This window comes from Thioclava indica (genome assembly GCF_000714545.1).
Taxonomy (GTDB): domain Bacteria; phylum Pseudomonadota; class Alphaproteobacteria; order Rhodobacterales; family Rhodobacteraceae; genus Thioclava; species Thioclava indica.
Genome location: NZ_AUNB01000011.1, coordinates 11881 through 35289 on the forward strand (window position 1 = coordinate 11881; position 23409 = coordinate 35289).

A 23409-nucleotide genomic window follows, 5' to 3' on the forward strand; every position below is an offset into this window, starting at 1 on the left:
GTATGAAAAAGTTCATGATGGCCGCGCTCGGCGGCACGTTAGCAGGCGCCGTTCTTTCGACACAGGTGGCTGCGCCGCTGATGGCGCAAGAGGCAAAGAAACCCGATTCAGTTTATCAACAACTGGATCTGTTTGGCGATATCTTCGAGAAAATCCGCGAGGATTACGTCGAGCCCGTCGATTCCAAGAAGCTGATTGAAGCCGCGATCAACGGCATGCTCAGCTCGCTCGACCCCCATTCCAGCTACCTGCCGCCCAATGATTTCTCTGATATGCGCGTGCAAACGCGCGGCTCGTTTGGTGGTCTCGGGATCGAGGTGACGCAGGAAGACGGTTTCGTCAAAGTCGTCTCGCCAATGGATGGCACGCCAGCCGCTGAAGCCGGGATCAAATCGGGTGATTTCATTACAGCCGTCGATGGCGAGTCTTTGATGGGCCTGCCCCTTGATGAAGCCGTGGACAAAATGCGCGGGCCGGTCGGTTCGGAAATCAAGATCACCATCGTGCGCGAAGGTGAAAAAGAGCCCTTCGACGTCACGCTGACCCGCGACACGATCAAGCTGACCGCCGTTAAGGGCCGTCACGATGGCGATACGGTGATCTTGCGGGTCACGACCTTTAACGACCAGACCTATGCGAACCTCGAATCCTCGATCAAAGAGCAGGTCAAGGAAATTGGCGGGATGGATAAGGTCGATGGGTTTATCGTCGATCTGCGAAATAACCCCGGTGGCTTGCTGACGCAGGCGATCAAGGTTTCGGATGCCTTCCTCGACAAAGGGGAAATCGTTTCGACCCGTGGCCGCAATCCGCAAGACAGTGAGCGCTTCAACGCAACGCCCGGCGATCTGGCGGATGGCAAGCCGGTTGTCGTGCTGATCAATGGCGGCTCTGCCTCAGCCTCGGAAATCGTGACGGGCGCGCTGCAAGACCATCACCGCGCCATCGTCGTGGGGACCAAAAGCTTCGGCAAAGGCTCGGTTCAGACGGTGATGCCGATCAAGGGCGAGGGTGCGATGCGCCTCACCACGGCGCGCTATTACACGCCCTCGGGTCGCTCGATCCAAAGCCTTGGGATTTCGCCCAATGTCGTCGTACCCCAGCTTGATACGCCGCAGGAAGATGAGGCCGCCAAAGACGATGCGCCGAAACGCAAAGTGACGTCGGAAGCAGATCTGAAGGGCGCGATCACCAATGACTCGATGACGGAAGACGAAAAGAAACAGGCTTTGGACGAACGCACCAAAGCTGGCGAGGCCGCCAAGCGCCGCCTCGAAGATTTCCAGATGTCTTACGCCGTTGATCTGATCCAAGGGCTTTCAGCGCTGTCTTCGGATCAGCAAGCAGATCAGCCAACGCAAAAGGCCGAAGCGACCCCTGCGAAAAAAGATGACACCAAGAAGAACTAAAGGAGAGGGGCCTTCGGGCCCCTTTTTCATATGACCCCAGAAGAAATTTCCAAACTTCCCTATCGTCGCAATGTCGGTGTGGTGCTGCTCAACTCGCAAGGCCGCGTCTTTGCCGGGCAGCGTATCGACAACCCCGGCCCCGCTTGGCAGATGCCGCAAGGCGGGATCGACAAGGGCGAGAAGCCCCGTGAAGCCGCGTTGCGCGAGCTGGAAGAAGAAACCGGAGTCACACCCGATCTTGTCGAACTGGTGGCCAAGACTTCGAAATGGATCAGCTACGAACTGCCCCACGATCTGGTGCCCAAAATTTGGAACGGGCGCTGGCGCGGGCAAGAGCAGAAATGGTTTCTCTATCGGTTCAACGGTCGTGACGATCAGGTCAAAATCGACACAGAACACGCCGAATTTTCGGTCTGGCAATGGATGAAATTTGACGAGCTGATCGACAAGATTGTGCCCTTCAAGCGCCACGTCTACGAATCCGTGCGCACCGAATTCAGGGACTATCTTCGCTAAAACCCTAGAAATCGAGTCCAAGATCAAGCGTTTGCGCCGAATGTGTCAGCGCGCCTGCCGAAATGTAATCGACGCCGGTCGCTGCAACCTCTGCGATCCGCTCCAGCTTCATGTTCCCCGAGGCTTCCAGCGTGGCGCGCCCCGCATTCAACGCGACCGCAGCGCGCAGCTCATCGCTGGTCATGTTATCCAGCAAGATCACATCCGCACCGCCGATATGCAGCGCCTCCTCCATCTGGCGCAGCGTATCCACTTCTAGCTCAATGCGCATCATGTGGCTGCGCGCCGCTTTCGCCGCCTCGAGCACCTGACGCACGCCACCTGCTGCCGCGATGTGATTGTCTTTGATCAGGATCGCATCCGACAGCCCGTAGCGATGATTGAAGCCGCCGCCATGGCTTACCGCCGCCTTTTCCAGCACCCGCAGGCCCGGCGTCGTCTTGCGGGTGCAGGTGACTCGCGCCTTGGTCCCCTTGGTTTGCGCCACGAATGCAGCCGTTTTCGTCGCAACACCACTCAGCCGGCCCGCGAAATTCAGCGCGACACGTTCGCCCATCAAGATCGACGCGGCCAATCCCTCAATCGTCATCAGCGTGTCGCCGGGCTTACACGCGGTTCCATCCGCCACGAGCACCTGCACCCGCAGCGCCGGATCAACCAACCGAAACGCCAGTGCGGCCACCTGCATTCCCGAAACGATGCCGTCTTCACGCGCATTCAGCCGCGCCGCATAGGTCTTGCCCGCCGGGATCACCGCCTTGGTGGTCGCGTCACCCATCGGCGAGAGATCCTCGATCAACGCAGCGCGCACAATCGGTTCAATCAACAACTCGGGCAGCATATCAATCCTCCAAAGCACGGGCGCGAATTTGCAGCGCCTCTTGCAGCGTCATTTTGGTTCTTTGGGCCATATTAGGGTCTGAGTCTGGGAAATCTGACCGAAAATGCCCACCCCGGCTTTCCTCGCGCGCCAGCGCCGCCGCCGCGATCAAAGTCGCGGTCGCCGTCATATTGCGCATCGTTTCGGTGCAAGCATGCGCCTCGACATCAGCAATGACACGCAGCGCCGATTTCAGCCCCGCCGCATCGCGCACCACGCCAACCCCATCGGTCATCGCGTGGCGCAGGCGCATCAGTTGCTCTTCGTTTACCGAGATATTGCCTTCGGAAAACTCGGGCGAGACCTCTTCGGCATCCTCAGTGTCACCCAATGCAGCCTCAATTCCCAGAGCGCAGATGCGCGCATAAACGAGCGCCTCAAGCAACCCGTTTGAGGCCAGCCTGTTCGCCCCATGCAGACCAGTTGAGGACGCCTCACCGCAGACCCAAAGTCGATCCAACGAACTTTGGCCCATCTCATCCGTATCAATCCCGCCCATGTGATAATGCGCGGCGGGGGCTACGGGAATGGGCTGTGAAACAGGGTCTATTCCGGCGCGTTTGCACGATTCCGCAACGGCCGGAAACCGGGTCAAAACCTCTGCGCCCAGCGCCGCGCGGGTATCGAGTGCAGGCTCGCGACCCGCCTGACGTTCAAGATACACGGCGCGGGCCACGATGTCGCGTGGCGCCAATTCTGCATCGGGATGCACGGCCAGCATAAACCGTTCACCCGCGATGTTGATCAGCGTCGCGCCTTCGCCGCGTAAAGCCTCGGTTGCCAGCGGGGCGGGGTCCTCACCGCTCGCAATTGCGGTCGGGTGAAACTGCACGAATTCGGGATCCGCGATACGCGCACCAGCCCGCGCCGCCATACCGATCACCTGCCCGCGAATACGCGGCGGATTGGTCGTCACGGCAAACAACCCGCCAGAGCCGCCGCCTGCCAGTAACACAGCGGGACTGCGGATCAACGTAGCGCCCGAGGGCGCATAGGCGCGCTCAATCCACACGCCGGTGACCGTGCCGTCCTTGACCTCAAGCCCTTGGGCTAGAACCCCCTCAAGCACTTGAATCGAAGGTGATTTCCGCACCGCACCGATTAGCGTCTGCATGATTTCGCGACCGGCCTGATCGCCCTTGACCCGCACCACGCGAGCCTGAGAATGCGCCGCCTCGCGCGACATCACATAGCCGCCCTCCGCGTCGCGATCAAAGGGCGTGCCAAGATTGGTCAGCTCCAGAATATGCTGGCGCGCCTCGTCAGTGACCAGTCGCGCGATCTCGGGCGATACCGTGCCCGCGCCTGCCGTGACCGTGTCGCGCGCATGGGCCTCGGCGGTGTCGCCCGCAGCCATTGCCGCGGCCACACCACCTTGCGCCCAAGCCGAAGACGCCCCTTCGCCCAGTGTCTCAGGCGAAATCACCAGAACCGGACGCGGCGCGAGTTTTAGCGCGGCATACAGCGCACCAAGCCCGGCGCCGACGATGATGATGCGATTGGTTTCGATCACTTGGCCAAAGCCTGCGAAAGCTCAATCATCCGCTCAACGGCGATTTTCGCCTTGGCGGCGATCTGGGGGTCGACCTCAACCGCCTCGGTGCCGGTATGCAGCGACCACAGGATTTTCTCGAGCGTGATCTTCTTCATATAGGGACACATGTTGCACGGCCCGGTGAAATCGACCTCGGGCAGGGCATCGGCGATGTTTGAGGCCATTGAGCATTCGGTAACCAACATCGCGCTGCCCGGCATTTCGCGCGTCACGTAGTCTATAATCCCCGACGTCGAGCCCGAGAAATCCGACACAGCCACCACATCAGGCGGGCATTCGGGATGCGCGATGATGCGGGTATCGGAATTGAGCGCGCGGAAAGCGTTAATATCGTCCTTGGTATATTGCTCATGCACGATGCAGGAACCTTCCCACCAGACGACCTTTTTCTGCGGCACCTCATTGGCGACATTCTGCGCAAGATATTGATCTGGCGTCATAATTACCACATCGCTATCCATTTCTGCAACGATCTGGGCCGCATTGGAAGAGGTGCAGCAAATGTCCGAGGCCGCCTTCACCTCGGCGGTGGTGTTAACGTAGCTCACGACCGGCGCGCCGGGATATTTCGCGCGCATCTCGGCGATCCCCTCGGCGGTGATCGATTCCGCGAGAGAGCAGCCCGCTTTGACATCGGGGATCAGCACAGTCTTGGCGGGGTTCAGGATTTTCGACGTTTCGGCCATGAAATGCACACCGCATTGCACGATGGTATCGGCCTGAACCTTGGTCGCCTCAATGGCCAATTGCAGGCTATCACCCACAACATCTGCCACGCCGTGGTAGATTTCCGGCGTCATATAGTTATGCGCAAGGATCACCGCGTTCTTCTCGCGCTTCAGCTTGTTGATGGCGCGGATGTAGGGCGCGTAACGTGCGAAGTCAGGAAGCGGAACGACCCGATCCATCTTGGCGTGGATATCGCGCATCTCCTCGGCCAGATCCATCGAGGGCGCAAGATCATAGATCTCGGCCAAAGTGGCACGCATCGTGGTCAGGTCCAGCATGGGTATCCTCCCTCAAGCTCGAAACAGGTCTTGGATGTAGGCACAGTTAACGCAAGGTTAAATGGGAAACACGGCGAAACCTGCGCAAAACACTGGTTTCCGCCTATTCAAACCGCTTCCAGATCGCGTTTTCGCCGATTTTAGCGACGAAAGCGGCGTGTGCTTCGGCTTCTTCGGCGCTAAGCAGGGGCGGTAAGGGCGTGGGGCGCGGTTGCGGACGCCAGTTGCTAGTTTGAGCGCCTTTGTCCTTGTTATCGCTGGCAAGTTGCAGGCCAAAGCCAGGCTGGCGACCACCGATCAGTTCAAGATAGACCTCGGCCAAAATTTCACTATCAAGCAATGCGCCGTGCAGCGTACGCGACGAATTGTCGATATTGAAACGCCGACACAGCGCATCAAGCGAAGCGGGCGAACCGGGAAATTTGCGCCGCGCGATGGCCAGCGTATCAAGCGCGCGCTCGTTCGCGATCAGCTCCATCTTTGCCCAGCTTAGCTCGGCGTTGAGGAATTTCATGTCAAATTTGGCGTTATGGATAACCAATTTTGATTCCGGGCCGATGAAATTAAGGAAATCTAATCCGATCTCGGCAAACCTGGGTTTGTCGGACAGGAAGTCATCACCCAGCCCGTGCACCTCGAACGCCGATTGCGGCATCTTGCGCTCGGGGTTGATGTATTGGTGATAGGTGCGGCCCGTCGGCATGTGGTTGAACAGCTCAATCGCGCCGATCTCGACAATGCGGTCGCCTTCACCCGGCTCAAAACCCGTGGTTTCGGTATCGAGAACGATTTCACGCATCGCGGGTCTCCCTGATCTGCGCAATCAGGTGTCGCACATCTGCGTGGGTTTGCTCAAGACTTTGGGTTTCGATGACATAGGTGGCGCGCGCGCGTTTTTGCGCATCGGGCATCTGGCGGGAAAGAATGAGATCAAGCTGAGCGTCGGTTATACCGGGGCGATCCAGAACACGAGCGCGTTGAATCTCGGGCGGGGCAGTGACCACAAGCGTTGCATCGCAGGCTTGATCGGCCCCGGTTTCAAACAAAAGCGGGATGTCGAGTAGGATCAGATCCGCGTTGGGATGGGCTGCAACAAAGGCCTTGCGCGATTGCGTCGTCAGCGGATGAACGATGGATTCAAGGCGGTTTAGAGCCTGTTTGTCTTGTGCAAGGCGCGTTTTGAGCACGTCGCGGCTTACTGCACCGTCACGAATTGCTTCGGGAAAGACTGCGGCGATTGGGGCGACGGCCGCTCCGTCTTTGGCGTAAAGATCATGCACGCAGGCGTCGGCATCCCAAACCGGCACGCCCTCTGCGGCGAACATCGCGGCGGTTGTGGATTTACCCATGCCGATCGAGCCCGTTAGGCCAAGCAAGAAGGGCCTAGTCATGCGTTCAAGACCGCTTCGCGCAACCCGTCGGTGACTTCGGGTCGATGGCCGAACCAGCGCTCAAAACCGGGCACCGCCTGATGGAGCAACATGCCCAATCCATCGACGATGGTACACCCGGCATCTTCCGCCTCTGTCAGGAACTTCGTTTTCAGTGGCGTATAAACAAGATCGCAACAGGTCGCGCCGGGGGTGAGGGCATCGAGTGGCACGCGAAATTCTTGTTTTCCGGTCATGCCAAGCGAAGTCGTGTTGACGATAGTCGTCGCGCCCTCAATCATATTACCGGCCTGCACCCAATCGTAAACGACGATGCGCGCACCAAATTCGGCACGCAGGGCATCAGCGCGCGCGCGGGTGCGGTTTGAAATGCGGATTTCAGGGGCGCCAGTTTCCAAAAGAGACGCCACGATAGCACGCGCAGCGCCACCCGCACCGAACACGGCTGCTGACCCGCTGCTTGCATTCCAACCCGGCGCATATTGCTTAAGGTTGGAGATAAATCCGTAACCGTCTGTATTATCGGCATGAATTTTACCGTCTTGGCGGAAGATCAGCGTATTCGCAGCGCCGATAAGCGCGGCACGGTCTGAAATCACATCGGCTATTTCAAGCGCGCGGATCTTATGCGGGATCGTCACGTTCACGCCAACGAAACCCGCCTTTGGCAGGGTGCGCAGGACGGTTTCAAGATCATCGGGTGCGACGTCTAGGGGCACATAATGACCGCGAACGCCGTATTGCTGAAACCAATGACGGAACAGGGCTGGCGAGCGCGAATGCGCGATGGGCGAGCCGATCACGCCTGCAATCGGTATTCTGGGATGATCGCTCATGTGCTCAGCTCTCCTCGTGCGCGTAGCCAGTTGAGAAATTCCATTAAGGGTAGTCCCAGAACAGCAAAATAGTCGCCTTCGACGCGAGAGAAAAGCCGCACGCCTTCTTCTTCGAGTTTGTAGCATCCGACCGCATGACGGATGCTGTCCCAATTGCGCGTAACATAGGCGTCGATGAACGGCTCGGTAAGCGGGTGCATAGTGAGGCGCACCTCTGCGACATGGCGCCAAAGCGGCTTGCCATCCCGGATCGCGACCAAGGCAGATAGCAGCTTGTGAGTCTGACCCGACAGCGCACGCAGCTGAGCGCGAGCGTCATCCGGTGTTTCAGGCTTGGCAAATATCTCACCTTTAAGGTCAAGCACTTGATCGGCGCCAAGGACGAGTTTTCCGGGCGCTTTGCCAGAGATCTTGGCCGCTTTCATTTCCGCCAGAAGGTCCGCAACGTCACGCGGATGCGCCGCCTCGGCTTGCAAGCCGTGACGGATCGCGTCTTCGTCAATACGGGCGGGTAATGCTGTGACATCCAGTCCGGCGTTGCGCAAAAGCTGCGCGCGGATCTCGGAAGCGGAGGCGAGGAGGATGTTCATAGCTGTGTGGATAACCCGATGTAGAACCCTAGGGATGGATCTGGGCATAACTGGCTTTGATGGATTTCTCCACCATCTCGTGGCGTTCCACGGTTGATCCACGAAAGTTGTCCACCTGTGGAACCCAAGATCGCGGGGATGTGCGCAAACGCCGCGACTGTGGTTTCATCCCAAGAGTTATCCACAGAAACGCTTGTAAGATATATCATTAATATTTAACTATATCATATAGTTACGTTTTTCTTGCTAAGAATTACGCAGAGACTTATCCCATCAGGATCAGCTGTGGAAAACCCCTTAACAAACTGTTAATCCACATAGTCCACAGGGCCTACATCATCATCATCTTTTCAATATCTATATTTATTTATTAAGAAGAGACCTGTGACCTGGAGGTAAAATGACCGATTTCCTGAGCAACTGGTATCCGTGGATCAAGGCTTTGCATGTGATGTCTATCATCACTTGGATGGCAGGTCTGTTCTATCTACCAAGACTGTATGTCTATCATGTTGAAGGGCTGAAGAAGCAGGGCGTCGTGCATGGCTCTGACATGGATAAGCTATTTCAGCACCAAGAGCGCCTGTTGCTTAAGGCGATTATGAACCCCTCGATGATTGCGAGCTGGCTGTTTGGGCTGATGTTGGTTTTCACGCCGGGGATCGTGGATTGGTCAAGTATCTGGCCTTGGACCAAGGCGGCGGCCGTGCTGGGGATGACGTGGTTTCACATGTGGTGCGCCAAAGAGCGCAAAGCGCTTGCGAGCGGCAGTAGCGTGAAAACCGGGCGGCAATACCGGATGATGAACGAGGTGCCGACGGTGTTTATGATCGTGATCGTGCTGTCGGTGATCGTGAAATTCTAAGTTTCATTGACTTTGGATGGGCTGGGGCGTATCTGGCGAATAAGCCCCGGCCGTCCTGGTCGATTGGTTCTTCTGCATGACATGATATGAAGCCCCGCCGGTTTTGCCCTGCGTGGGTTTGCACGACAGGTGAAATATGACCGAGACCCGCCTCAATCTTTTTGATCTCAAAGCGAAAAGCCCGAAAGAGCTGTTATCGCTGGCCGAAGAATGGGACGTCGAAAACGCCTCGACGATGCGCAAGGGCGAGATGATGTTCTCGATCCTCAAAGAGCATGCCGAGGATGATTGGGTCATCGGCGGCGATGGCGTGTTGGAGGTTTTGCAAGACGGGTTTGGTTTCCTGCGCTCGACCGAGGCGAACTATCTGCCGGGCCCGGATGATATTTATGTTTCGCCCGAGATGATCCGCCAATACAGCTTGCGTACGGGGGACACCGTTGAGGGCGTGATCCGCGCACCCGGCGAGAATGAGCGGTATTTCGCACTGACCACGGTTGAGAAAATCAACTTCGAAGAGCCGGAAAAAGCGCGTCATAAGGTGGCGTTTGACAACCTCACGCCGCTTTATCCCGATGAGCGTTTCAAGCTGGAAATCGAAGATCCGACGATCAAAGACCGCTCGGCCCGGATCATCGATCTGGTTGCGCCGATCGGTAAAGGCCAGCGTGCGTTGATCGTGGCTCCGCCGCGCACGGGTAAAACCGTGTTGCTGCAAAATATCGCCAATTCGATCGAAACGAACCACCCGGAATGCTATTTGATCGTGCTTTTGATCGACGAGCGGCCCGAAGAGGTGACGGATATGCAGCGGTCTGTGAAAGGAGAGGTTGTGTCCTCGACCTTTGACGAACCCGCTACGCGCCACGTTGCGGTATCGGAAATGGTGATCGAAAAGGCCAAGCGTCTGGTCGAACACAAGCGCGACGTCGTGATCTTGCTTGATTCGATCACCCGACTGGGACGCGCGTTCAACACCGTTGTGCCAAGCTCGGGCAAGGTGCTGACCGGTGGTGTGGATGCAAACGCTTTGCAGCGCCCGAAACGCTTCTTTGGCGCTGCGCGGAATATCGAAGAGGGTGGCTCTCTGACGATCATTGCGACCGCGCTGATCGATACCGGCTCGCGGATGGATGAGGTGATCTTTGAGGAATTCAAAGGTACGGGTAACTCGGAAATCGTTTTGGATCGCAAAGTGTCTGACAAGCGCGTCTTCCCGGCAATGGATATCTTGAAATCCGGCACCCGCAAAGAAGAGCTGCTGGTTGATCAGAAAGATCTGCAAAAGACCTATCTGTTGCGGCGTATTCTGAACCCGATGGGCACCACGGATGCGGTTGAGTTCCTGGTTTCGAAACTCAAGCAGACCAAAACCAATTCCGAATTCTTCGACTCGATGAACGGCTGACGCTGATTTGTCGTTTTCCCTCAGGGGGTTACGATGGACACGATCTTTGCTTTAGCAACCGCGCGTGGCAAGGCGGGGATTGCGGTGATCCGTATATCGGGGCCGCAAGCCTTTGCCGCAGCCAGTGCTTTGGCGGGCGATTTACCACAATCACGGGTCGCCGGCCTGCGCAAATTGCGGCTTGGCGCGGACGAATTGGACGAAGCGCTTGTGCTGTGCTTCGGGCATGGCGCGAGCTTTACCGGCGAGGATGTCGCGGAACTCCATATCCATGGAGCGATTGCGACGGTTAGCGCGGTGCTAGACGCATTGGGTCAACAACCGGGTTTGCGTTTGGCCGAGCCGGGTGAATTTACCAGACGGGCTATGGAAAACGAGCGGCTTGATTTGTCGCAGGTCGAAGGTCTGTCCGACCTGATTGAGGCGGAAACCGAGGCGCAGCGTAAGCAAGCGTTGAAAGTGCTGTCTGGTGCGGTCGGGGATTGCGTCGAGGCTTGGCGTTCGGATCTGGTGCGGGCGGCGGCCTTGATCGAGGCGACGATTGATTTCGCGGATGAAGAAGTGCCCGTAGATGTCGCGCCGGAAGTCACAGCGTTGATTGATCGGGTGGCTGCTGGGCTTAGCGATGAGTTGCGTCGCATCGATGCGGCAGAGCGGGTTCGCGAGGGGTTTGAGGTTGCCATTGTCGGGCGCCCGAACGCAGGAAAATCGACGCTTTTGAACGCTTTGGCCGGTCGTGAGGCGGCGATTACCTCAGAAATCGCGGGCACCACGCGCGATGTGATCGAGTTGCGGATGGATATCGCGGGTTTGGCGGTGACGTTGCTTGATACTGCGGGGCTGCGCGAAACCGAGGATACCGTTGAGGCGATTGGCGTCGCGCGCGCGTTGCAGCGCGCAGGCCAATCCGACTTACGGGTGTTCCTGTTGGACGGAGGCGAGGTGCCGCTGATTGCGCCGGAACCTGATGATATCATCGTTCATGGCAAGGCCGATCTTGGTTCCGTAGAGGGGTTCGCGGTGTCGGGAAAGACGGGGCTTGGTCTTGATCGTTTGATTGCGGAAATAGCCGAGCGACTGTCAGAGCGGGCAGCAGGTGCTGGCATAATGACGCGCGAACGCCACCGTCATGGGATTCGCGTTGCATTTGAGGCTTTGGAATCGGCGCGAGATGAGGTATTGCGCGGGTCTGAACGCAGTGAGTTGGCGGCGGAATCACTCCGACAAGCTGTATGGGCGTTGGAATCTTTGCTTGGCCGCGTGGATGTCGAGCATCTTCTGGATGAGATATTCTCCAGTTTCTGCATCGGAAAGTAGGAGTGTTTCACGTGAAACATTACGATGTCATTGTGATTGGCGGCGGACACGCCGGAACTGAGGCGGCGCATGCGGCTGCTCGTATGGGTGTGCAATGTGCGCTGGTGACGTTGCGCGCGGATGCCCTTGGAGTGATGTCGTGCAATCCGGCGATTGGTGGCTTGGGTAAGGGCCACTTGGTACGCGAGATTGATGCGCTGGACGGAGTGATGGGGCAGGCGGCGGATCGTGCGGGTATCCAGTTTCGCCTCCTTAATCGGCGTAAGGGTCCGGCAGTGCAGGGCCCGCGCGCTCAAGCGGATCGTGCGTTGTATAGACGCGCCATTGGTGAATTGACGGCGGCCCAGCCGAATTTAACGGTGATTGAGGGCGAGGTTGCCGATCTTATGATCAAGGGCGGACGCGTCGGAGGCGTTGTTCTAGCAGACGGTTCCGAGATCGGCGGAAATGCAGCGATCCTTACCTCTGGCACGTTCTTGAACGGCGTTATTCATATCGGCGATCAGCGTCAGCCGGGCGGTCGGATCGGGGACAAGCCGTCGCGCGCATTAGCCGAGCGCTTGAAGGCGCTGGGACTGCCGCTGGGTCGGTTGAAAACCGGAACGCCACCGCGTTTGGATGGAAAAACGATTGCTTGGGACCGGCTAGAGAGTCAGCCTGGCGATGACGACCCAACGATGTTTTCGTTCCTGAACCGCAGACCTTTCGTTCGTCAGATTTCTTGCGGGATCACGCATACGAATGAACAAACGCATGATATTATTAGAGAAAATCTAGAGAAATCGGCGATGTACGGCGGTCACATAGAAGGCGTTGGGCCGCGCTATTGTCCTTCGATTGAGGATAAAATCGTTCGATTTTCGGATAAGACGTCACATCAGATCTTCCTTGAGCCGGAGGGGCTTGAGGACGATACGGTTTATCCAAACGGGATTTCGACTTCGCTGCCCGAGGCGGTTCAAGAGGCTTATGTTCACTCGATCTACGGGTTAGAGCAGGCACGAATTTTGCAGCCGGGCTACGCGATCGAGTATGATTATGTCGATCCGCGCGCGCTGGATCTGACATTGCAGTTGCGCGATGTGCCGGGGCTTTATCTTGCCGGGCAGATTAACGGAACAACCGGATATGAAGAGGCCGCCGCGCAGGGGCTGGCGGCGGGTTTGAATGCAGCGTTGGCTGTGCGGGAGCAGGAGCCAGCGCATTTTAGCCGGACGAACAGCTACATTGGCGTGATGATCGATGATTTGGTGACGCGCGGGGTGACTGAGCCCTATCGCATGTTCACCTCGCGCGCCGAGTTCAGGCTCTCGTTGCGCGCAGATAATGCCGATCAGCGGTTGACGCCCTTCGGGCTTTCGCTGGGTTGCGTTGGCGCGGCGCGTCAGGATGTGTTTGCGCGCAAGATGGAGGCCCTCGACGTCGGCCGCGCCCAGATGGAGGCGGTTGTGCTAAGCCCAACCGAGGCGCAGGCGAAGGGGTTTCGCGTTACGCAAGACGGCACGAGACGCAGTGCGCTACAGCTATTGGCGTTCCCGGATATCACAATGGATCAGCTTCAAGACGCGATTCCGGACTTGTCGAGTATCCCGTCCGAGATTTGTGATCAGCTTGCCAAGGACGCGCTTTACGCCAATTACACGGCCCGGCAAGAACGGGATGCTGCCCTGATCAAGCGCGATGAAGGTTGGCTTCTACCGGCGGATTTCGATTACGGGGCACTTGTTGGGCTTTCGAATGAGCTAAAGCTAAAGCTGCAAGCGGCGCGGCCTCAGACGTTGGGGCAGGCGGCGCGGGTTGATGGGGTGACGCCAGCGGCTTTGACGCTTTTGCTAGCCAAGCTTCGCCAGAGCAAAAAGGACAAGATCGCATGAGCAATGCGTCCGCGCAGTTTCAGGCGGATTTTGATGTTTCACGTGAAACATTGGAGCACCTCCAGACGCTCGAGGTATTGTTGAGGAAATGGAACAAGGCGATCAATTTGGTTTCCGCGGCAACCCTGTCAGAGGTCTGGACGCGCCATTTTGCCGATTCGGCCCAGATTTTTGCGTTGGCGCCGGAAAATACGCTGCACTGGGCTGATTTGGGCTCAGGTGCGGGGTTTCCGGGCTTGGTGATCGCGATTCTTGCGAAGGAAAAGCAACCTGATCTGGCGGTTACCCTTGTCGAATCGGATCACCGCAAGTCGGCGTTTCTACTTACCGCCGTCCGAGAGCTCGGACTTAAGGCCGATGTGATAGCTGAGAGAATCGAGGAAACAGAAAACCTTGACTGTGATGTTCTGAGCGCACGCGCATTGGCACCACTCTCGAAATTGCTAGAGTTTTCTGGCCGTCATCTGGCTGATCGAGGCGTTGCACTTTTCCCAAAAGGGGCGCGTTGGGAAGAAGAGGTTGCGAGTGCTCGGGAAAACTGGTCCTTTGATTTGCAGGTTTTACCAAGCCGATCTGATCCCAGCGGCGTCATTCTGAAAATTTCCGGAGCAAAGCGTGTCTGATCCAATTCGCGCAAGCGATCCTCGCATTATCGCCATTGCAAATCAGAAGGGCGGGGTAGGCAAGACGACCACCGCGATTAACCTTGCGGCTGCGTTGGCAGAAAAGGGCGAAAAGGTTCTGTTGATCGACCTGGATCCGCAGGGGAACGCGTCGACAGGTTTGGGGATCGAAGCCGATGATCGCGATGTCAGCACATACGAATTGCTGCTTGAAGACGCGCCGATTGCCTCGGTTATTCGCGCGACAGATGTCGAAAATCTTTTCCTTTGTCCAGCGACGACCGACCTGTCTTCAGCGGATATGGAGCTGGTTTCAACCGAAAAACGCAGCTTCCTTTTGCATGATGCACTACGACATACAGACATAGACCCCTATGCCTTCACCTATATATTGATTGACTGCCCGCCGTCGCTTAGCCTTTTAACGATCAATGCAATGGTTGCGGCGCATTCGGTGCTTGTTCCGCTGCAGGCCGAATTTTTCGCGCTTGAGGGGCTTTCGCAGCTTATGTTGACGATTCGCGAGATCCGACAAAGTGCCAATCGCTCGCTACGGATCGAAGGTGTCGTTCTGACGATGTATGATGTGCGCAACAACCTGTCACAGCAGGTAGAGGCGGATGCGCGCGCGACCTTGGGCGAGGTGGTGTTTCGCACGATGATTCCGCGAAATGTGCGCGTTTCAGAGGCGCCATCTTACGCGATGTCGGTGCTAGGGTATGATAGCGCTTCGCGCGGGGCGGCTGCATATCGGGCGCTTGGCGAGGAATTGATTACGCGCCATCAGGCGACGAAAAAAGGGGGCTGAGACATGGCCGAAAAGCGAAGTGAGCGTCGTGGGCTGGGGCGTGGTCTGTCTGCCTTGATGGCGGATGTCGACTTGAATCCGGCCGTGTCCGATGATGCGCCGCGCCGCGCCGAGCAATTCATTCCGATCGAGCGGTTGGAGCCGAACCCGGACCAGCCGCGCCGTGACTTTGAGCCTAGCGCTTTGGAGGAATTGTCTGCCTCGATCCGAGAAAAGGGCGTCATCCAGCCGCTTATTGTGCGCCAGCACCCTTCGAAAGCTGATCATTACGAAATTGTCGCCGGTGAGCGACGTTGGCGCGCGTCGCAGATGGCGCGCCTGCACGAATTGCCGGTCATTGTTCGCGACTTCAACGACACCGAAGTGCTTGAAGTTGCGATCATCGAGAACATTCAGCGCGCCGAGCTGAACCCGCTAGAAGAGGCACAGGCGTATCGCCAATTGATGGATCGCTTTGGTCATACGCAAGAAAAACTGGCCGAGGCGCTGTCGAAAAGCCGGAGCCATATCGCAAACCTGATGCGACTTTTGCAGCTTCCCGACGAGGTGCGCGACCTGTTGCGCGAGGGTAAGCTGACAGCCGGGCATGCACGCGCGATGATCACGGCGGATGACCCTGTCGGGTTGGCGCGGCAAGCGGTGGCGAAATCGCTTTCGGTTCGTGATGTCGAACGTCTGGCGAAAAAACCTGAGAAGGGCGCGAAGCCTGCGCGTCCGAAGCCTCAAAAAGATGCCGATACGCGCGCCCTCGAAGGCGATCTTTCCGCTACAATTGGTATGAAAGTGAATATCGACCACAATGACGTGGGGTCTGGAAAGTTGATCGTCAGCTATAGCGATCTCGATGAACTGGATCGTTTGTGTCAGTTGTTGAGCCGCGGTAGCTGATCAACTATTGGGGCGCGTCCAGATAAAGATTGAAACAGCGATGAGTGTGGCGGCCTGAATCGCGAGCAGTTTTGCAGGCAAGCCGATAATCACCGAGAACCCAAAGGCAATCGCGATTGAGATCGACGCCGCGATTTTCGCGCGTTTTGAGATCGCGCGGTGGTCTTGCCAGTCCTGAATGGCCGTGCCGAATCGTGGATGCGTGATAAGCCAGTTATGCAAGCGGTCCGAGGATTTTGCGAAAAAAAACGCTGCAAGCAGCATCAGGGGGACGGTCGGTACCAATGGAACGATCGCGCCGATCAGGCCGATCGACAACGAAAGCAGGCCGAGAGTCAGCCACAGTAAGCGGATCACGGCATCAGCTCGCGGATGATGGCATTCAGCACGGGGCGACCCTGTTCAGTGGCGCGAATTCGACCCTCTTCCAGCGTAATCATGCCAATATCCCGTAGGTAAGCGATTGAGGGCGGCGCAAGTTCAGCGCCCGCAAGAGTAGCATATCTGTTCACGTCGAGCCCTTCCGTCAACCGCATGGCAAAAAGAAGATACTCGATTGCTTGCTCGCTGTCGCTGAGACGTTCGCGCGCGCCCTCACCGGTGCCGCGCTTGGCGACCTGTTCCAGCCAGAGGGCAGGGGATTTGGGCGTATCGGTCGCGTGGCGATGCCCATTCAGGGTTAAGCGTCCATGCGCGCCGGGGCCGATCCCAAGATAGTCGCCGTAGCGCCAGTAAATCAGGTTGTGACGACTTTCCGAGCCAAGGCGCGCGTGGTTGGACACCTCATAGGCGGGCAGCCCGCCCTGGTCACAGATTTCTTGCGTCATGAGATACATATCGGCGGCGTTATCGTCGATGGGGAGACCGGGAAGCTTGCCCATGTCATGACGCGCGCCGAATACCGTGCCGGGCTCAATCGTCAGCTGGTAAAGAGACAGATGATCCGCCGCCATGCTGAGCGCCTCGGTCAACTCGGCACGCCATTGATCGGTGCTTTGATGCTGGCGGGCATAGATCAGATCAAAGCTGACGCGATCAAACGTGTTGCGGGCGATATCGAAGGCACGGCGTCCTTCATCGGCGCTATGCATTCGGCCAAGTCGGCGCAAATCATCATCGTTAAGCGCCTGCATTCCCATTGAGACACGGTTCACACCCGCCTCAAAAAAGGCTCTAAACCGCCCGGATTCGATACTTGTGGGGTTCGCTTCGAGAGTGATCTCGGGATCGTTGACCATCGGCCATGTCGCGCGAATACGCTCGATGATCGCCGCTACAAGATCGGGGTTCATCAGCGAGGGCGTGCCGCCGCCGAAAAAGATGGTGTGGAGCGTGCGGCCTTGGGTTTCGCGGCCCAAGCGGTCAATTTCGGATAGGTAGGCGCGCTCCCATTGAGATTGGTCAATTTCGCCCGCGACATGAGAGTTAAAGTCGCAATAGGGGCATTTGGCGGCGCAGAATGGCCAATGAAGATAGAGGCCGAAACCGCCGTTGCGCCAGTCCTCAGTCATCCTTTGAAGACCGTGGCTTCAATCTCGATCTTCATCGCCGGATTGACGTGTCGGGAGAAGAAGCTCCCGCCACCCTGAACCACAGCGCGAGAGTAGCCAAGCTTTGGCTCATAGGGGGACGAGCCAGAGATCAGGCGGCGCTGCGTCATCTCAATCCTCAAACACTTTTACAAATTGGCGAAACGCATCGGCGCGATGCGAGATTTGGTTTTTCTCATCTGCGTCCATCTCGGCAAAGGTGATGTCGTAACCGTCGGGCTGGAACATCGGGTCATAGCCGTGGCCGAGTTTGCCCCGCATCGGCCAAACTAACTGCCCTTCGACTTTGCCTGCGAAGACCTCATCATGGCCATCGGGCCAAGCAAGCACGAGGGTGGAGCGGAATCGCGCTGTGCGCGGGGCCGGGGCGTTAATCTCATCGCAGGCTTTCCACGTCTTTTCCATCGCCATCGTAAAGTCGCGACCGGTCGGCGTGGTGGCCCAATCGGCGGTGAACACGCCAGGTGCGCCATTTAGACAATCCACCTCGATGCCGGAATCATCGGCCAGCGCAGGCAGCCCGGTCGCCTTCGCGGCGGCGTGTGCCTTAATGCGGGCATTGCCGACAAACGTGCTTTCGGTTTCTTCGGGCTCGGGAAGGTTCATCTCCTTGGCCCCGACAACCTCAATACCGAAAGGCGCGAGAATAGAGACGATTTCTTCGAGTTTTCCCGCATTATGCGTGGCCACCAGAAGCTTGGTGTCGGTAAATTTCCTCATCCGATTGCCGCTTTCTGCGCCTCGACCAATTGTGCGACGCCAGCCTCGGCCATATCGAGCAGCTTGTTCATTTGATCTCGCGAGAAGGTGGCGCCCTCGGCAGACATTTGCACTTCGATCAGCTTTCCCGCGCCGGTCATGATAAAATTGCCATCGGTGCCCGCTTCGCTATCCTCGGCATAATCCAGATCGGCGACGGGCTGGCCCGCGTAAATGCCACAGCTGATCGCGGCGACATGATCGAGCAGCGGATCAGAGGTGCAGGCACCCGATTTCATCAACTTGTTCGCCGCCAGACGCAGCGCAACCCAACCTCCGGTGATCGAGGCGCAACGGGTGCCGCCATCGGCTTGGATGACGTCACAATCCACGACGATCTGGCGCTCTCCCAGAGCCGAACGATCCACGCCAGCGCGCAAAGCCCGCCCGATCAGACGCTGGATTTCTACGGTGCGCCCGCCTTGTTTACCTGCTGCGGCCTCACGCCGATTGCGCGTGTTTGTTGCACGCGGCAGCATGCCGTATTCGGCGGTGACCCACCCAAGCCCCGAGCCCTTGAGGAAAGACGGCGCGCGATCCTCGATAGAGGCGGTGCACAGAACATGCGTGTCGCCCATTTTGATCAGACACGACCCCTCGGCGTGTTTTGTCACACCTGTTTCGATTGAAATCGTGCGAAGGTCGCTTAACTCTCTGCCAGAAGGGCGCATCTTTGAATCCTCTCAACTGATTTGATTCCATTTGATCCGCGGGGGGCTACGATGCAACCCCGAAAGCTGAGATTGACGTTCGGCCTCACGCAGCTTTAATTCACTTGGAGGCGCGCTGAGATGACTGTTAAGAATGATGTTCTGGCCGAGATGAATGACCGCTCCCGCGAGGTGTTCCGTCGGGTGGTTGAGGGGTATTTGTCCTCGGGCGATCCGGTTGGTTCACGCACGCTGACCCAGCAGATGAGCGAAAAGCTGTCACCCGCGACCATTCGAAACGTGATGCAGGATCTCGAATTTCTCGGGTTGTTGGATAGTCCGCATGTGTCGGCGGGGCGCATCCCGACGCAGATGGGGCTGCGAATGTTTGTGGATGGCGTGATGGAGCTGAGCCATCTGGACAATTCGGACCGCGCGGCGCTTGAGGCGACGATGGGGGCGAATTCCGGTGATGTAGGGTCTATTTTGGGCCGCGTCTCTAGCGCGCTTTCTGGAATGACCCAGGGTGCGAGCCTTGTTTTGGCCCCCAAGCAAGAAGCCCCGATCCGACATATCGAATTCGTCTCGCTTGCGGTGGATCGGGCTTTAGTGGTTCTTGTCTTTGCTGACGGGCAGGTTGAAAATCGCGTCTTCACGCCGCCCATCGGACAAACACCGTCTTCGATGCGTGAAGCCGCGAATTTCCTCAATGCGATGGCCGAAGGCCGCACCTTGTCGGAATTGCGTGCCCATATCTTGCATGAAGTCGCCAATCGCCGGCAGGAAATTGATTCGCTGGCAGCCGAACTGATTGATAACGGATTGGCCGCTTGGGAGGATAAGGGCGAGCGCTCAGAGCGATTGATCGTGCGCGGGCGGGCGAATTTACTGGGTGAAGAGGTCGATCTGGATCGAATCCGGACCCTGTTCGACGATCTGGAACGCAAGCGCGACATCGCGGAATTCCTCAATCTGGCCGAAGATGGCGAGGGTGTGCGCATTTTTATTGGCTCTGAGAATAAACTTTTTTCGCTTTCGGGTTCCTCTTTGGTGGTCTCTCCTTATATGAACGCTGACCGTAAGATCATCGGTGCGGTGGGCGTGATTGGGCCGACGCGGCTAAATTACGGGCGGATCGTACCGATTGTGGATTATACAGCGCAGCTGGTCGGGCGGTTGATTTCCGGCCAGAGCAAGGGATGAATGGCATGAGCGATAAGAAAGACGAGTTTGCCGAAGATCAGGCCCATGTGGATGACTCGTTTGAAGACATCATGGCCGAGAACGTTGATGAGATGGAGCAGTTGCGCGCCGAGCGTGACGAGTTCCGTGATCGATTCATGCGCGCTTTGGCCGATGCTGAGAACGCGCGTAAGCGGGCTGATAAAGAGCGGCAGGAGGCCTCGAATTACGGCGGCTCGCGTTTGGCGCGCGATATGCTGCCGGTGTTTGATGCGTTGCAGCGCGCCCTAGAGGCGGTGACGGCAGAACAGCGCGCCCAAGCGGGTCCGGTGCTTGAAGGGATCGAGTTGACGCAGCGCGAGCTGATCAACGTCTTCGCGCGTCACGGGATTACGTCAATTGTGCCCCAGATCGGGGATCGTTTTGATCCTCAGCTGCACGAAGCCATGTTTGAAGCGCCCGTTGCGGGCACCAAGGCGGGCGATATCATTCAGGTCATGGAGCACGGCTTCATGATCCACGACCGGCTGTTGCGACCGGCGAAAGTCGGTGTGAGTTCAACGCCGAAATCCTGATAGCATAGCTGGGGGCATCATGCCCCCAGTTAGCTGTCCGATTGTCAAAAGCTCAGATCAATCCGTGAGGAGTGCGCGCAATTCATAAAGCGCGTTCAACGCTTCTTTTGGCGACATCTCATCCGGCGCGAAGGACTTCAGCGCGTCTTCCAGCTCTGAGTTGCCAGCGGGCTTTGGGCTGGGTTGCGGCGTGTTAGAGACTGAAAACAACGGTAGATCATCGATCACGGCCTGTTTCTTGCCGCCGTTTTCGCGCTCGCCCTTTTCCAGAGCATCCAGAACGACACGGGCACGTTCGACAACCGAGTTTGGCAGACCTGCTAGGCGCGCAACTTGAACGCCATATGACCGATCCGCCGCGCCTTTGCGTACCTCATGCAGGAAAATCACCTCGCCATCCCACTCTTTGACCGTGACGGTTGCGTTTTCGACGCCGTCGAGTTTGGCCGAAAGCGCGGTCATTTCGTGGTAATGGGTCGCGAAAAGCGCACGGCAGCGGTTGCTGGCGTGTAGATGCTCCATCACGGCCCAGGCGATCGACAGCCCGTCATAAGTGGCCGTGCCGCGCCCGATCTCGTCTAGAATTACCAAGGCGCGATCATCGGCCTGATTGAGGATCGCAGCGGTTTCGACCATCTCGACCATGAAGGTCGAACGCCCGCGCGCGAGATCATCCGCAGCGCCAACGCGTGAGAAAAGCTGTGAAACAATGCCGATATGGGCGCTTTTTGCGGGGACGAAACTGCCGGCTTGCGCGAGCAGGGCGATCAAGGCGTTCTGGCGCAGGAAAGTCGATTTGCCGGCCATGTTCGGGCCGGTGAGCAACCAAATTGCGGGGGTCGTTCCGCTGGTCAGGTCGCAGTCATTGGCGATGAACGGCTCGCCCGATCTTTTAAGCGCGGCTTCGACGACGGGGTGACGCCCGCCTGAAATCTCAAAGGCGCGGCTGTCATCAACTTTCGGTTCGGTCCAGTTGTCGTTTCGCGCCAAAGTCGCAAATGCGGTGGCAAGGTCGATTTCTGCCAGCCCGCGTGAGGCTTCTCCGATGGGGCCGGATTGATCAAGAATTGCATTTTTTAAGGTGGTATAGAGCCGTTTTTCGATTTCTAGCGCGTGATTTCCGGCGTTCAGAATGCGGGTTTCCAGCTCGCTCAGCTCTACGGTCGTGAAGCGCACCTGATTGGCGGTCGTTTGGCGGTGAATAAATCGTTCCGAGAGCGGCGGGGCGAGCATCTTTTCAGCATGTGTCGCCGTCGTTTCGATGAAATACCCCAGCACGTTGTTATGCTTGATCTTGAGGGCAGAGATGCCCGTCGCTTCGATATACTCGGCCTGCATCTTGGCGATCACGCTGCGGCCTTCGTCGCGTAACTGGCGGGTGCGGTCGAGGTCTTCATCATAGCCAGCCGCGATAAAGCCGCCATCGCGGGCCAATAGAGGCGGCTCTGCGATCAGTGCTGCATCCAGAAGGGCGACCAGATCTTCGTGACCGATCAGCGCGCGCGCAGCCGTTTTGAGCAAATCGGGGGCGTCGGTTTGCTCTAGCGCCTCGGCAATGCGCCCGGCTTGCTCAAGCCCGTTGCGGATCGCTGTCATGTCTCGCGGGCCGCCGCGATCTAACGCGAGGCGCGACAAAGCGCGATCCATATCGGGGCAGCGTTTGAGATCTGCGCGCAGATCATCGCTAAACCGCGATTGTTCGAGCAGAAACCGAACCGCATCATGGCGGGCGTGAATTTCAGGCAGGTTGCGCGAAGGCGCGGATAAGCGACGCTCCAGCAGGCGCGCGCCCCCAGCGGTCACGCTGCGGTCGATGGCGTGCAGAAGCGATCCGTCGCGCCCGCCGGACAGGGCTTGCGTCAGCTCCAGATTGCGCCGGGTTGCGGCGTCAATCTGAACCGCTCCGGCGCCATCTTCGTGCACGGGACGGCGCAGGAGTGGCAGTTTACCCTTCTGCGTGATGTTGAGGTAATCGACGATCGCCCCCATCGCGGCCATTTCTGCGCGCGAAAATGTGCCGAACGCTTCAAGCGAGCCAATCGCATACAGATCAAGCAGGCGCTTTTCAGCGGCCTGACTGTCGAAACTAGCGCGAGATAGCGGCGTCAAAGCAGCCCGCATATCAGAGACTATATCAGCGCAATCTTGCTCTTTTGCCTCGCTAACGAGCACCTCACGCGGGGCAAGTCGCGCCAGTTCCGGCCCAAGCCGTGTCAGCGGGCAGGTCATCACGCGAAACTCGCCGGTCGAAATATCGACCCAGGCCAGCGCGCCCGCATCGCGCACTTCGGCCCATGCAGCAAGGAAGTTATGGCGGCGCGCCTCAAGCAGGCTTTCTTCGGTCAGGGTTCCGGGGGTGACTAGGCGCACAACATCGCGCTTCACCACCGATTTCGCGCCACGTTTCTTCGCCTCGGCAGGATTTTCAAGCTGCTCGGCAATCGCGACACGAAAGCCTTTGCGGATCAGCGTTAGCAAGTATCCCTCGGCGGCATGAACGGGAACGCCACACATCGGAATGTCTTCGTCGTTGTGTTTGCCGCGCTTGGTCAACGCGATATCAAGCGCAGCGGCCGCATCGACTGCGTCCTTAAAGAACATCTCGTAAAAATCGCCCATACGATAGAACAACAGCGCGCCCGGATTGGCCGCCTTGATCCCAAGATACTGTTCCATCATCGGCGTTACGGTCGGATTGGCCATGTGCCCCCCATTTCCTGTCGCGC

The 23409-nt window shown here is 57.8% G+C and carries 23 protein-coding genes; 11 read left to right on the forward strand and 12 right to left on the reverse strand.

The window, feature by feature from the left end; genetic code table 11:
• Positions 1-2: 2 nt before the first annotated feature.
• Together DT23_RS03720 and DT23_RS03725 are read left to right on the forward strand one after the other, a co-directional pair.
• Positions 3-1409, forward strand: coding sequence for a S41 family peptidase (locus tag DT23_RS03720; RefSeq protein ID WP_051697029.1), 1407 nt, complete (start codon positions 3-5; stop codon positions 1407-1409).
• Between the two features lie 30 nt (positions 1410-1439).
• Positions 1440-1925: an RNA pyrophosphohydrolase gene (locus DT23_RS03725; protein WP_038128365.1), complete on the forward strand. Its 486-nt coding sequence runs from the start codon at positions 1440-1442 to the stop codon at positions 1923-1925.
• A 4-nt stretch (positions 1926-1929) separates the two neighbouring features.
• On the opposite strand, the gene nadC is transcribed toward DT23_RS03725, so the two are convergent.
• From nadC to DT23_RS03760, 7 genes are all read right to left on the reverse strand, one after another.
• Positions 1930-2766, reverse strand: a complete 837-nt coding sequence (gene nadC, locus DT23_RS03730; protein ID WP_038128366.1) for a carboxylating nicotinate-nucleotide diphosphorylase — start codon at positions 2764-2766, stop codon at positions 1930-1932.
• Between the two features lies 1 nt (position 2767).
• A complete protein-coding gene (locus DT23_RS03735; RefSeq protein WP_038128369.1) occupies positions 2768-4318 on the reverse strand; it encodes an L-aspartate oxidase in 1551 nt (516 codons plus the stop codon).
• Positions 4315-5367 carry a quinolinate synthase NadA gene (gene nadA / locus DT23_RS03740; RefSeq protein ID WP_038128373.1) on the reverse strand — a complete coding sequence of 351 codons (1053 nt, stop codon included), beginning with the start codon at positions 5365-5367 and terminating at the stop codon, positions 4315-4317. The genes DT23_RS03735 and nadA overlap by 4 nt, the downstream gene beginning before the upstream one ends.
• A gap of 103 nt (positions 5368-5470) precedes the next feature.
• Positions 5471-6166 (reverse strand): DNA polymerase III subunit epsilon, encoded by a 696-nt coding sequence (dnaQ, locus tag DT23_RS03745; protein ID WP_038128374.1) that lies wholly within the window; start codon positions 6164-6166, stop codon positions 5471-5473.
• Positions 6159-6758, reverse strand: a complete 600-nt coding sequence (gene coaE / locus DT23_RS03750; RefSeq protein ID WP_038128377.1) for a dephospho-CoA kinase — start codon at positions 6756-6758, stop codon at positions 6159-6161. Before coaE ends, dnaQ begins: the two co-directional genes overlap by 8 nt.
• On the reverse strand, positions 6755-7594 hold the full coding sequence (locus DT23_RS03755; protein WP_038128380.1) for a shikimate dehydrogenase: 840 nt from the start codon (positions 7592-7594) through the stop codon (positions 6755-6757). Before DT23_RS03755 ends, coaE begins: the two co-directional genes overlap by 4 nt.
• Positions 7591-8184 carry a Maf family protein gene (locus DT23_RS03760; RefSeq protein ID WP_038128383.1) on the reverse strand — a complete coding sequence of 198 codons (594 nt, stop codon included), beginning with the start codon at positions 8182-8184 and terminating at the stop codon, positions 7591-7593. The genes DT23_RS03755 and DT23_RS03760 overlap by 4 nt, the downstream gene beginning before the upstream one ends.
• A gap of 400 nt (positions 8185-8584) precedes the next feature.
• On the opposite strand from DT23_RS03760, the gene DT23_RS03765 reads away from it, so the two are divergent.
• From DT23_RS03765 to DT23_RS03795, 7 genes are all read left to right on the forward strand, one after another.
• Positions 8585-9049: a CopD family protein gene (locus tag DT23_RS03765; RefSeq protein WP_038128385.1), complete on the forward strand. Its 465-nt coding sequence runs from the start codon at positions 8585-8587 to the stop codon at positions 9047-9049.
• Between the two features lie 136 nt (positions 9050-9185).
• Entirely contained in the window at positions 9186-10457 is a 1272-nt protein-coding gene (gene rho, locus DT23_RS03770) for a transcription termination factor Rho (RefSeq protein ID WP_038128388.1), read from the forward strand.
• 33 nt (positions 10458-10490) lie between these two features.
• The gene (gene mnmE, locus DT23_RS03775; protein WP_038128389.1) at positions 10491-11774 is read left to right on the forward strand and encodes a tRNA uridine-5-carboxymethylaminomethyl(34) synthesis GTPase MnmE; all 1284 of its coding nucleotides are present in this window, start codon (positions 10491-10493) and stop codon (positions 11772-11774) included.
• 11 nt (positions 11775-11785) lie between these two features.
• The gene (gene mnmG, locus DT23_RS03780; protein WP_038128491.1) at positions 11786-13648 is read left to right on the forward strand and encodes a tRNA uridine-5-carboxymethylaminomethyl(34) synthesis enzyme MnmG; all 1863 of its coding nucleotides are present in this window, start codon (positions 11786-11788) and stop codon (positions 13646-13648) included.
• Entirely contained in the window at positions 13645-14271 is a 627-nt protein-coding gene (gene rsmG, locus DT23_RS03785) for a 16S rRNA (guanine(527)-N(7))-methyltransferase RsmG (protein ID WP_038128391.1), read from the forward strand. Before mnmG ends, rsmG begins: the two co-directional genes overlap by 4 nt.
• Positions 14264-15079 (forward strand): ParA family protein, encoded by an 816-nt coding sequence (locus DT23_RS03790; protein ID WP_038128392.1) that lies wholly within the window; start codon positions 14264-14266, stop codon positions 15077-15079. Before rsmG ends, DT23_RS03790 begins: the two co-directional genes overlap by 8 nt.
• Positions 15080-15082: 3 nt before the next feature.
• Positions 15083-15967 carry a ParB/RepB/Spo0J family partition protein gene (locus DT23_RS03795; RefSeq protein WP_038128393.1) on the forward strand — a complete coding sequence of 295 codons (885 nt, stop codon included), beginning with the start codon at positions 15083-15085 and terminating at the stop codon, positions 15965-15967.
• On the opposite strand, the gene DT23_RS03800 is transcribed toward DT23_RS03795, so the two are convergent.
• From DT23_RS03800 to rph, 4 genes are all read right to left on the reverse strand, one after another.
• Positions 15968-16324, reverse strand: coding sequence for a YbaN family protein (locus tag DT23_RS03800; RefSeq protein WP_338064212.1), 357 nt, complete (start codon positions 16322-16324; stop codon positions 15968-15970).
• Positions 16321-17478, reverse strand: coding sequence for a radical SAM family heme chaperone HemW (gene hemW, locus DT23_RS03805; RefSeq protein WP_038128395.1), 1158 nt, complete (start codon positions 17476-17478; stop codon positions 16321-16323). Before hemW ends, DT23_RS03800 begins: the two co-directional genes overlap by 4 nt.
• Positions 17479-17628: 150 nt before the next feature.
• The gene (gene rdgB, locus DT23_RS03810; RefSeq protein ID WP_038128397.1) at positions 17629-18237 is read right to left on the reverse strand and encodes an RdgB/HAM1 family non-canonical purine NTP pyrophosphatase; all 609 of its coding nucleotides are present in this window, start codon (positions 18235-18237) and stop codon (positions 17629-17631) included.
• Entirely contained in the window at positions 18234-18947 is a 714-nt protein-coding gene (gene rph, locus DT23_RS03815) for a ribonuclease PH (protein WP_038128399.1), read from the reverse strand. Before rph ends, rdgB begins: the two co-directional genes overlap by 4 nt.
• Positions 18948-19067: 120 nt before the next feature.
• Between rph and hrcA the strand changes: the two genes are divergently transcribed.
• Positions 19068-20129 carry a heat-inducible transcriptional repressor HrcA gene (hrcA, locus tag DT23_RS03820; protein ID WP_038128401.1) on the forward strand — a complete coding sequence of 354 codons (1062 nt, stop codon included), beginning with the start codon at positions 19068-19070 and terminating at the stop codon, positions 20127-20129.
• 5 nt (positions 20130-20134) lie between these two features.
• On the forward strand, positions 20135-20683 hold the full coding sequence (locus DT23_RS03825) for a nucleotide exchange factor GrpE (RefSeq protein ID WP_038128496.1): 549 nt from the start codon (positions 20135-20137) through the stop codon (positions 20681-20683).
• A 57-nt stretch (positions 20684-20740) separates the two neighbouring features.
• Here DT23_RS03825 and mutS read toward each other — a convergent pair whose 3' ends face one another.
• Positions 20741-23386 carry a DNA mismatch repair protein MutS gene (gene mutS / locus DT23_RS03830; protein ID WP_038128403.1) on the reverse strand — a complete coding sequence of 882 codons (2646 nt, stop codon included), beginning with the start codon at positions 23384-23386 and terminating at the stop codon, positions 20741-20743.
• Positions 23387-23409 lie beyond the last annotated feature (23 nt).

What these genes read in the sequence shown, in the direction of transcription:
- rdgB (WP_038128397.1), bottom strand. Translation starts at nt 18,237, where the DNA reads ATGAGGAAATTTACCGACACCAAGCTTCTGGTGGCCACGCATAATGCG.
- DT23_RS03755 (WP_038128380.1), bottom strand. Translation starts at nt 7,594, where the DNA reads ATGAGCGATCATCCCAGAATACCGATTGCAGGCGTGATCGGCTCGCCC.
- DT23_RS03825 (WP_038128496.1), top strand. Translation starts at nt 20,135, where the DNA reads ATGAGCGATAAGAAAGACGAGTTTGCCGAAGATCAGGCCCATGTGGAT.
- nadC (WP_038128366.1), bottom strand. Translation starts at nt 2,766, where the DNA reads ATGCTGCCCGAGTTGTTGATTGAACCGATTGTGCGCGCTGCGTTGATC.
- DT23_RS03720 (WP_051697029.1), top strand. Translation starts at nt 3, where the DNA reads ATGAAAAAGTTCATGATGGCCGCGCTCGGCGGCACGTTAGCAGGCGCC.
- DT23_RS03765 (WP_038128385.1), top strand. Translation starts at nt 8,585, where the DNA reads ATGACCGATTTCCTGAGCAACTGGTATCCGTGGATCAAGGCTTTGCAT.
- hrcA (WP_038128401.1), top strand. Translation starts at nt 19,068, where the DNA reads ATGACTGTTAAGAATGATGTTCTGGCCGAGATGAATGACCGCTCCCGC.
- DT23_RS03725 (WP_038128365.1), top strand. Translation starts at nt 1,440, where the DNA reads ATGACCCCAGAAGAAATTTCCAAACTTCCCTATCGTCGCAATGTCGGT.
- nadA (WP_038128373.1), bottom strand. Translation starts at nt 5,367, where the DNA reads ATGCTGGACCTGACCACGATGCGTGCCACTTTGGCCGAGATCTATGAT.
- DT23_RS03795 (WP_038128393.1), top strand. Translation starts at nt 15,083, where the DNA reads ATGGCCGAAAAGCGAAGTGAGCGTCGTGGGCTGGGGCGTGGTCTGTCT.
- rph (WP_038128399.1), bottom strand. Translation starts at nt 18,947, where the DNA reads ATGCGCCCTTCTGGCAGAGAGTTAAGCGACCTTCGCACGATTTCAATC.
- rsmG (WP_038128391.1), top strand. Translation starts at nt 13,645, where the DNA reads ATGAGCAATGCGTCCGCGCAGTTTCAGGCGGATTTTGATGTTTCACGT.
- rho (WP_038128388.1), top strand. Translation starts at nt 9,186, where the DNA reads ATGACCGAGACCCGCCTCAATCTTTTTGATCTCAAAGCGAAAAGCCCG.
- hemW (WP_038128395.1), bottom strand. Translation starts at nt 17,478, where the DNA reads ATGACTGAGGACTGGCGCAACGGCGGTTTCGGCCTCTATCTTCATTGG.
- mnmE (WP_038128389.1), top strand. Translation starts at nt 10,491, where the DNA reads ATGGACACGATCTTTGCTTTAGCAACCGCGCGTGGCAAGGCGGGGATT.
- DT23_RS03760 (WP_038128383.1), bottom strand. Translation starts at nt 8,184, where the DNA reads ATGAACATCCTCCTCGCCTCCGCTTCCGAGATCCGCGCGCAGCTTTTG.
- coaE (WP_038128377.1), bottom strand. Translation starts at nt 6,758, where the DNA reads ATGACTAGGCCCTTCTTGCTTGGCCTAACGGGCTCGATCGGCATGGGT.
- mutS (WP_038128403.1), bottom strand. Translation starts at nt 23,386, where the DNA reads ATGGCCAATCCGACCGTAACGCCGATGATGGAACAGTATCTTGGGATC.
- dnaQ (WP_038128374.1), bottom strand. Translation starts at nt 6,166, where the DNA reads ATGCGTGAAATCGTTCTCGATACCGAAACCACGGGTTTTGAGCCGGGT.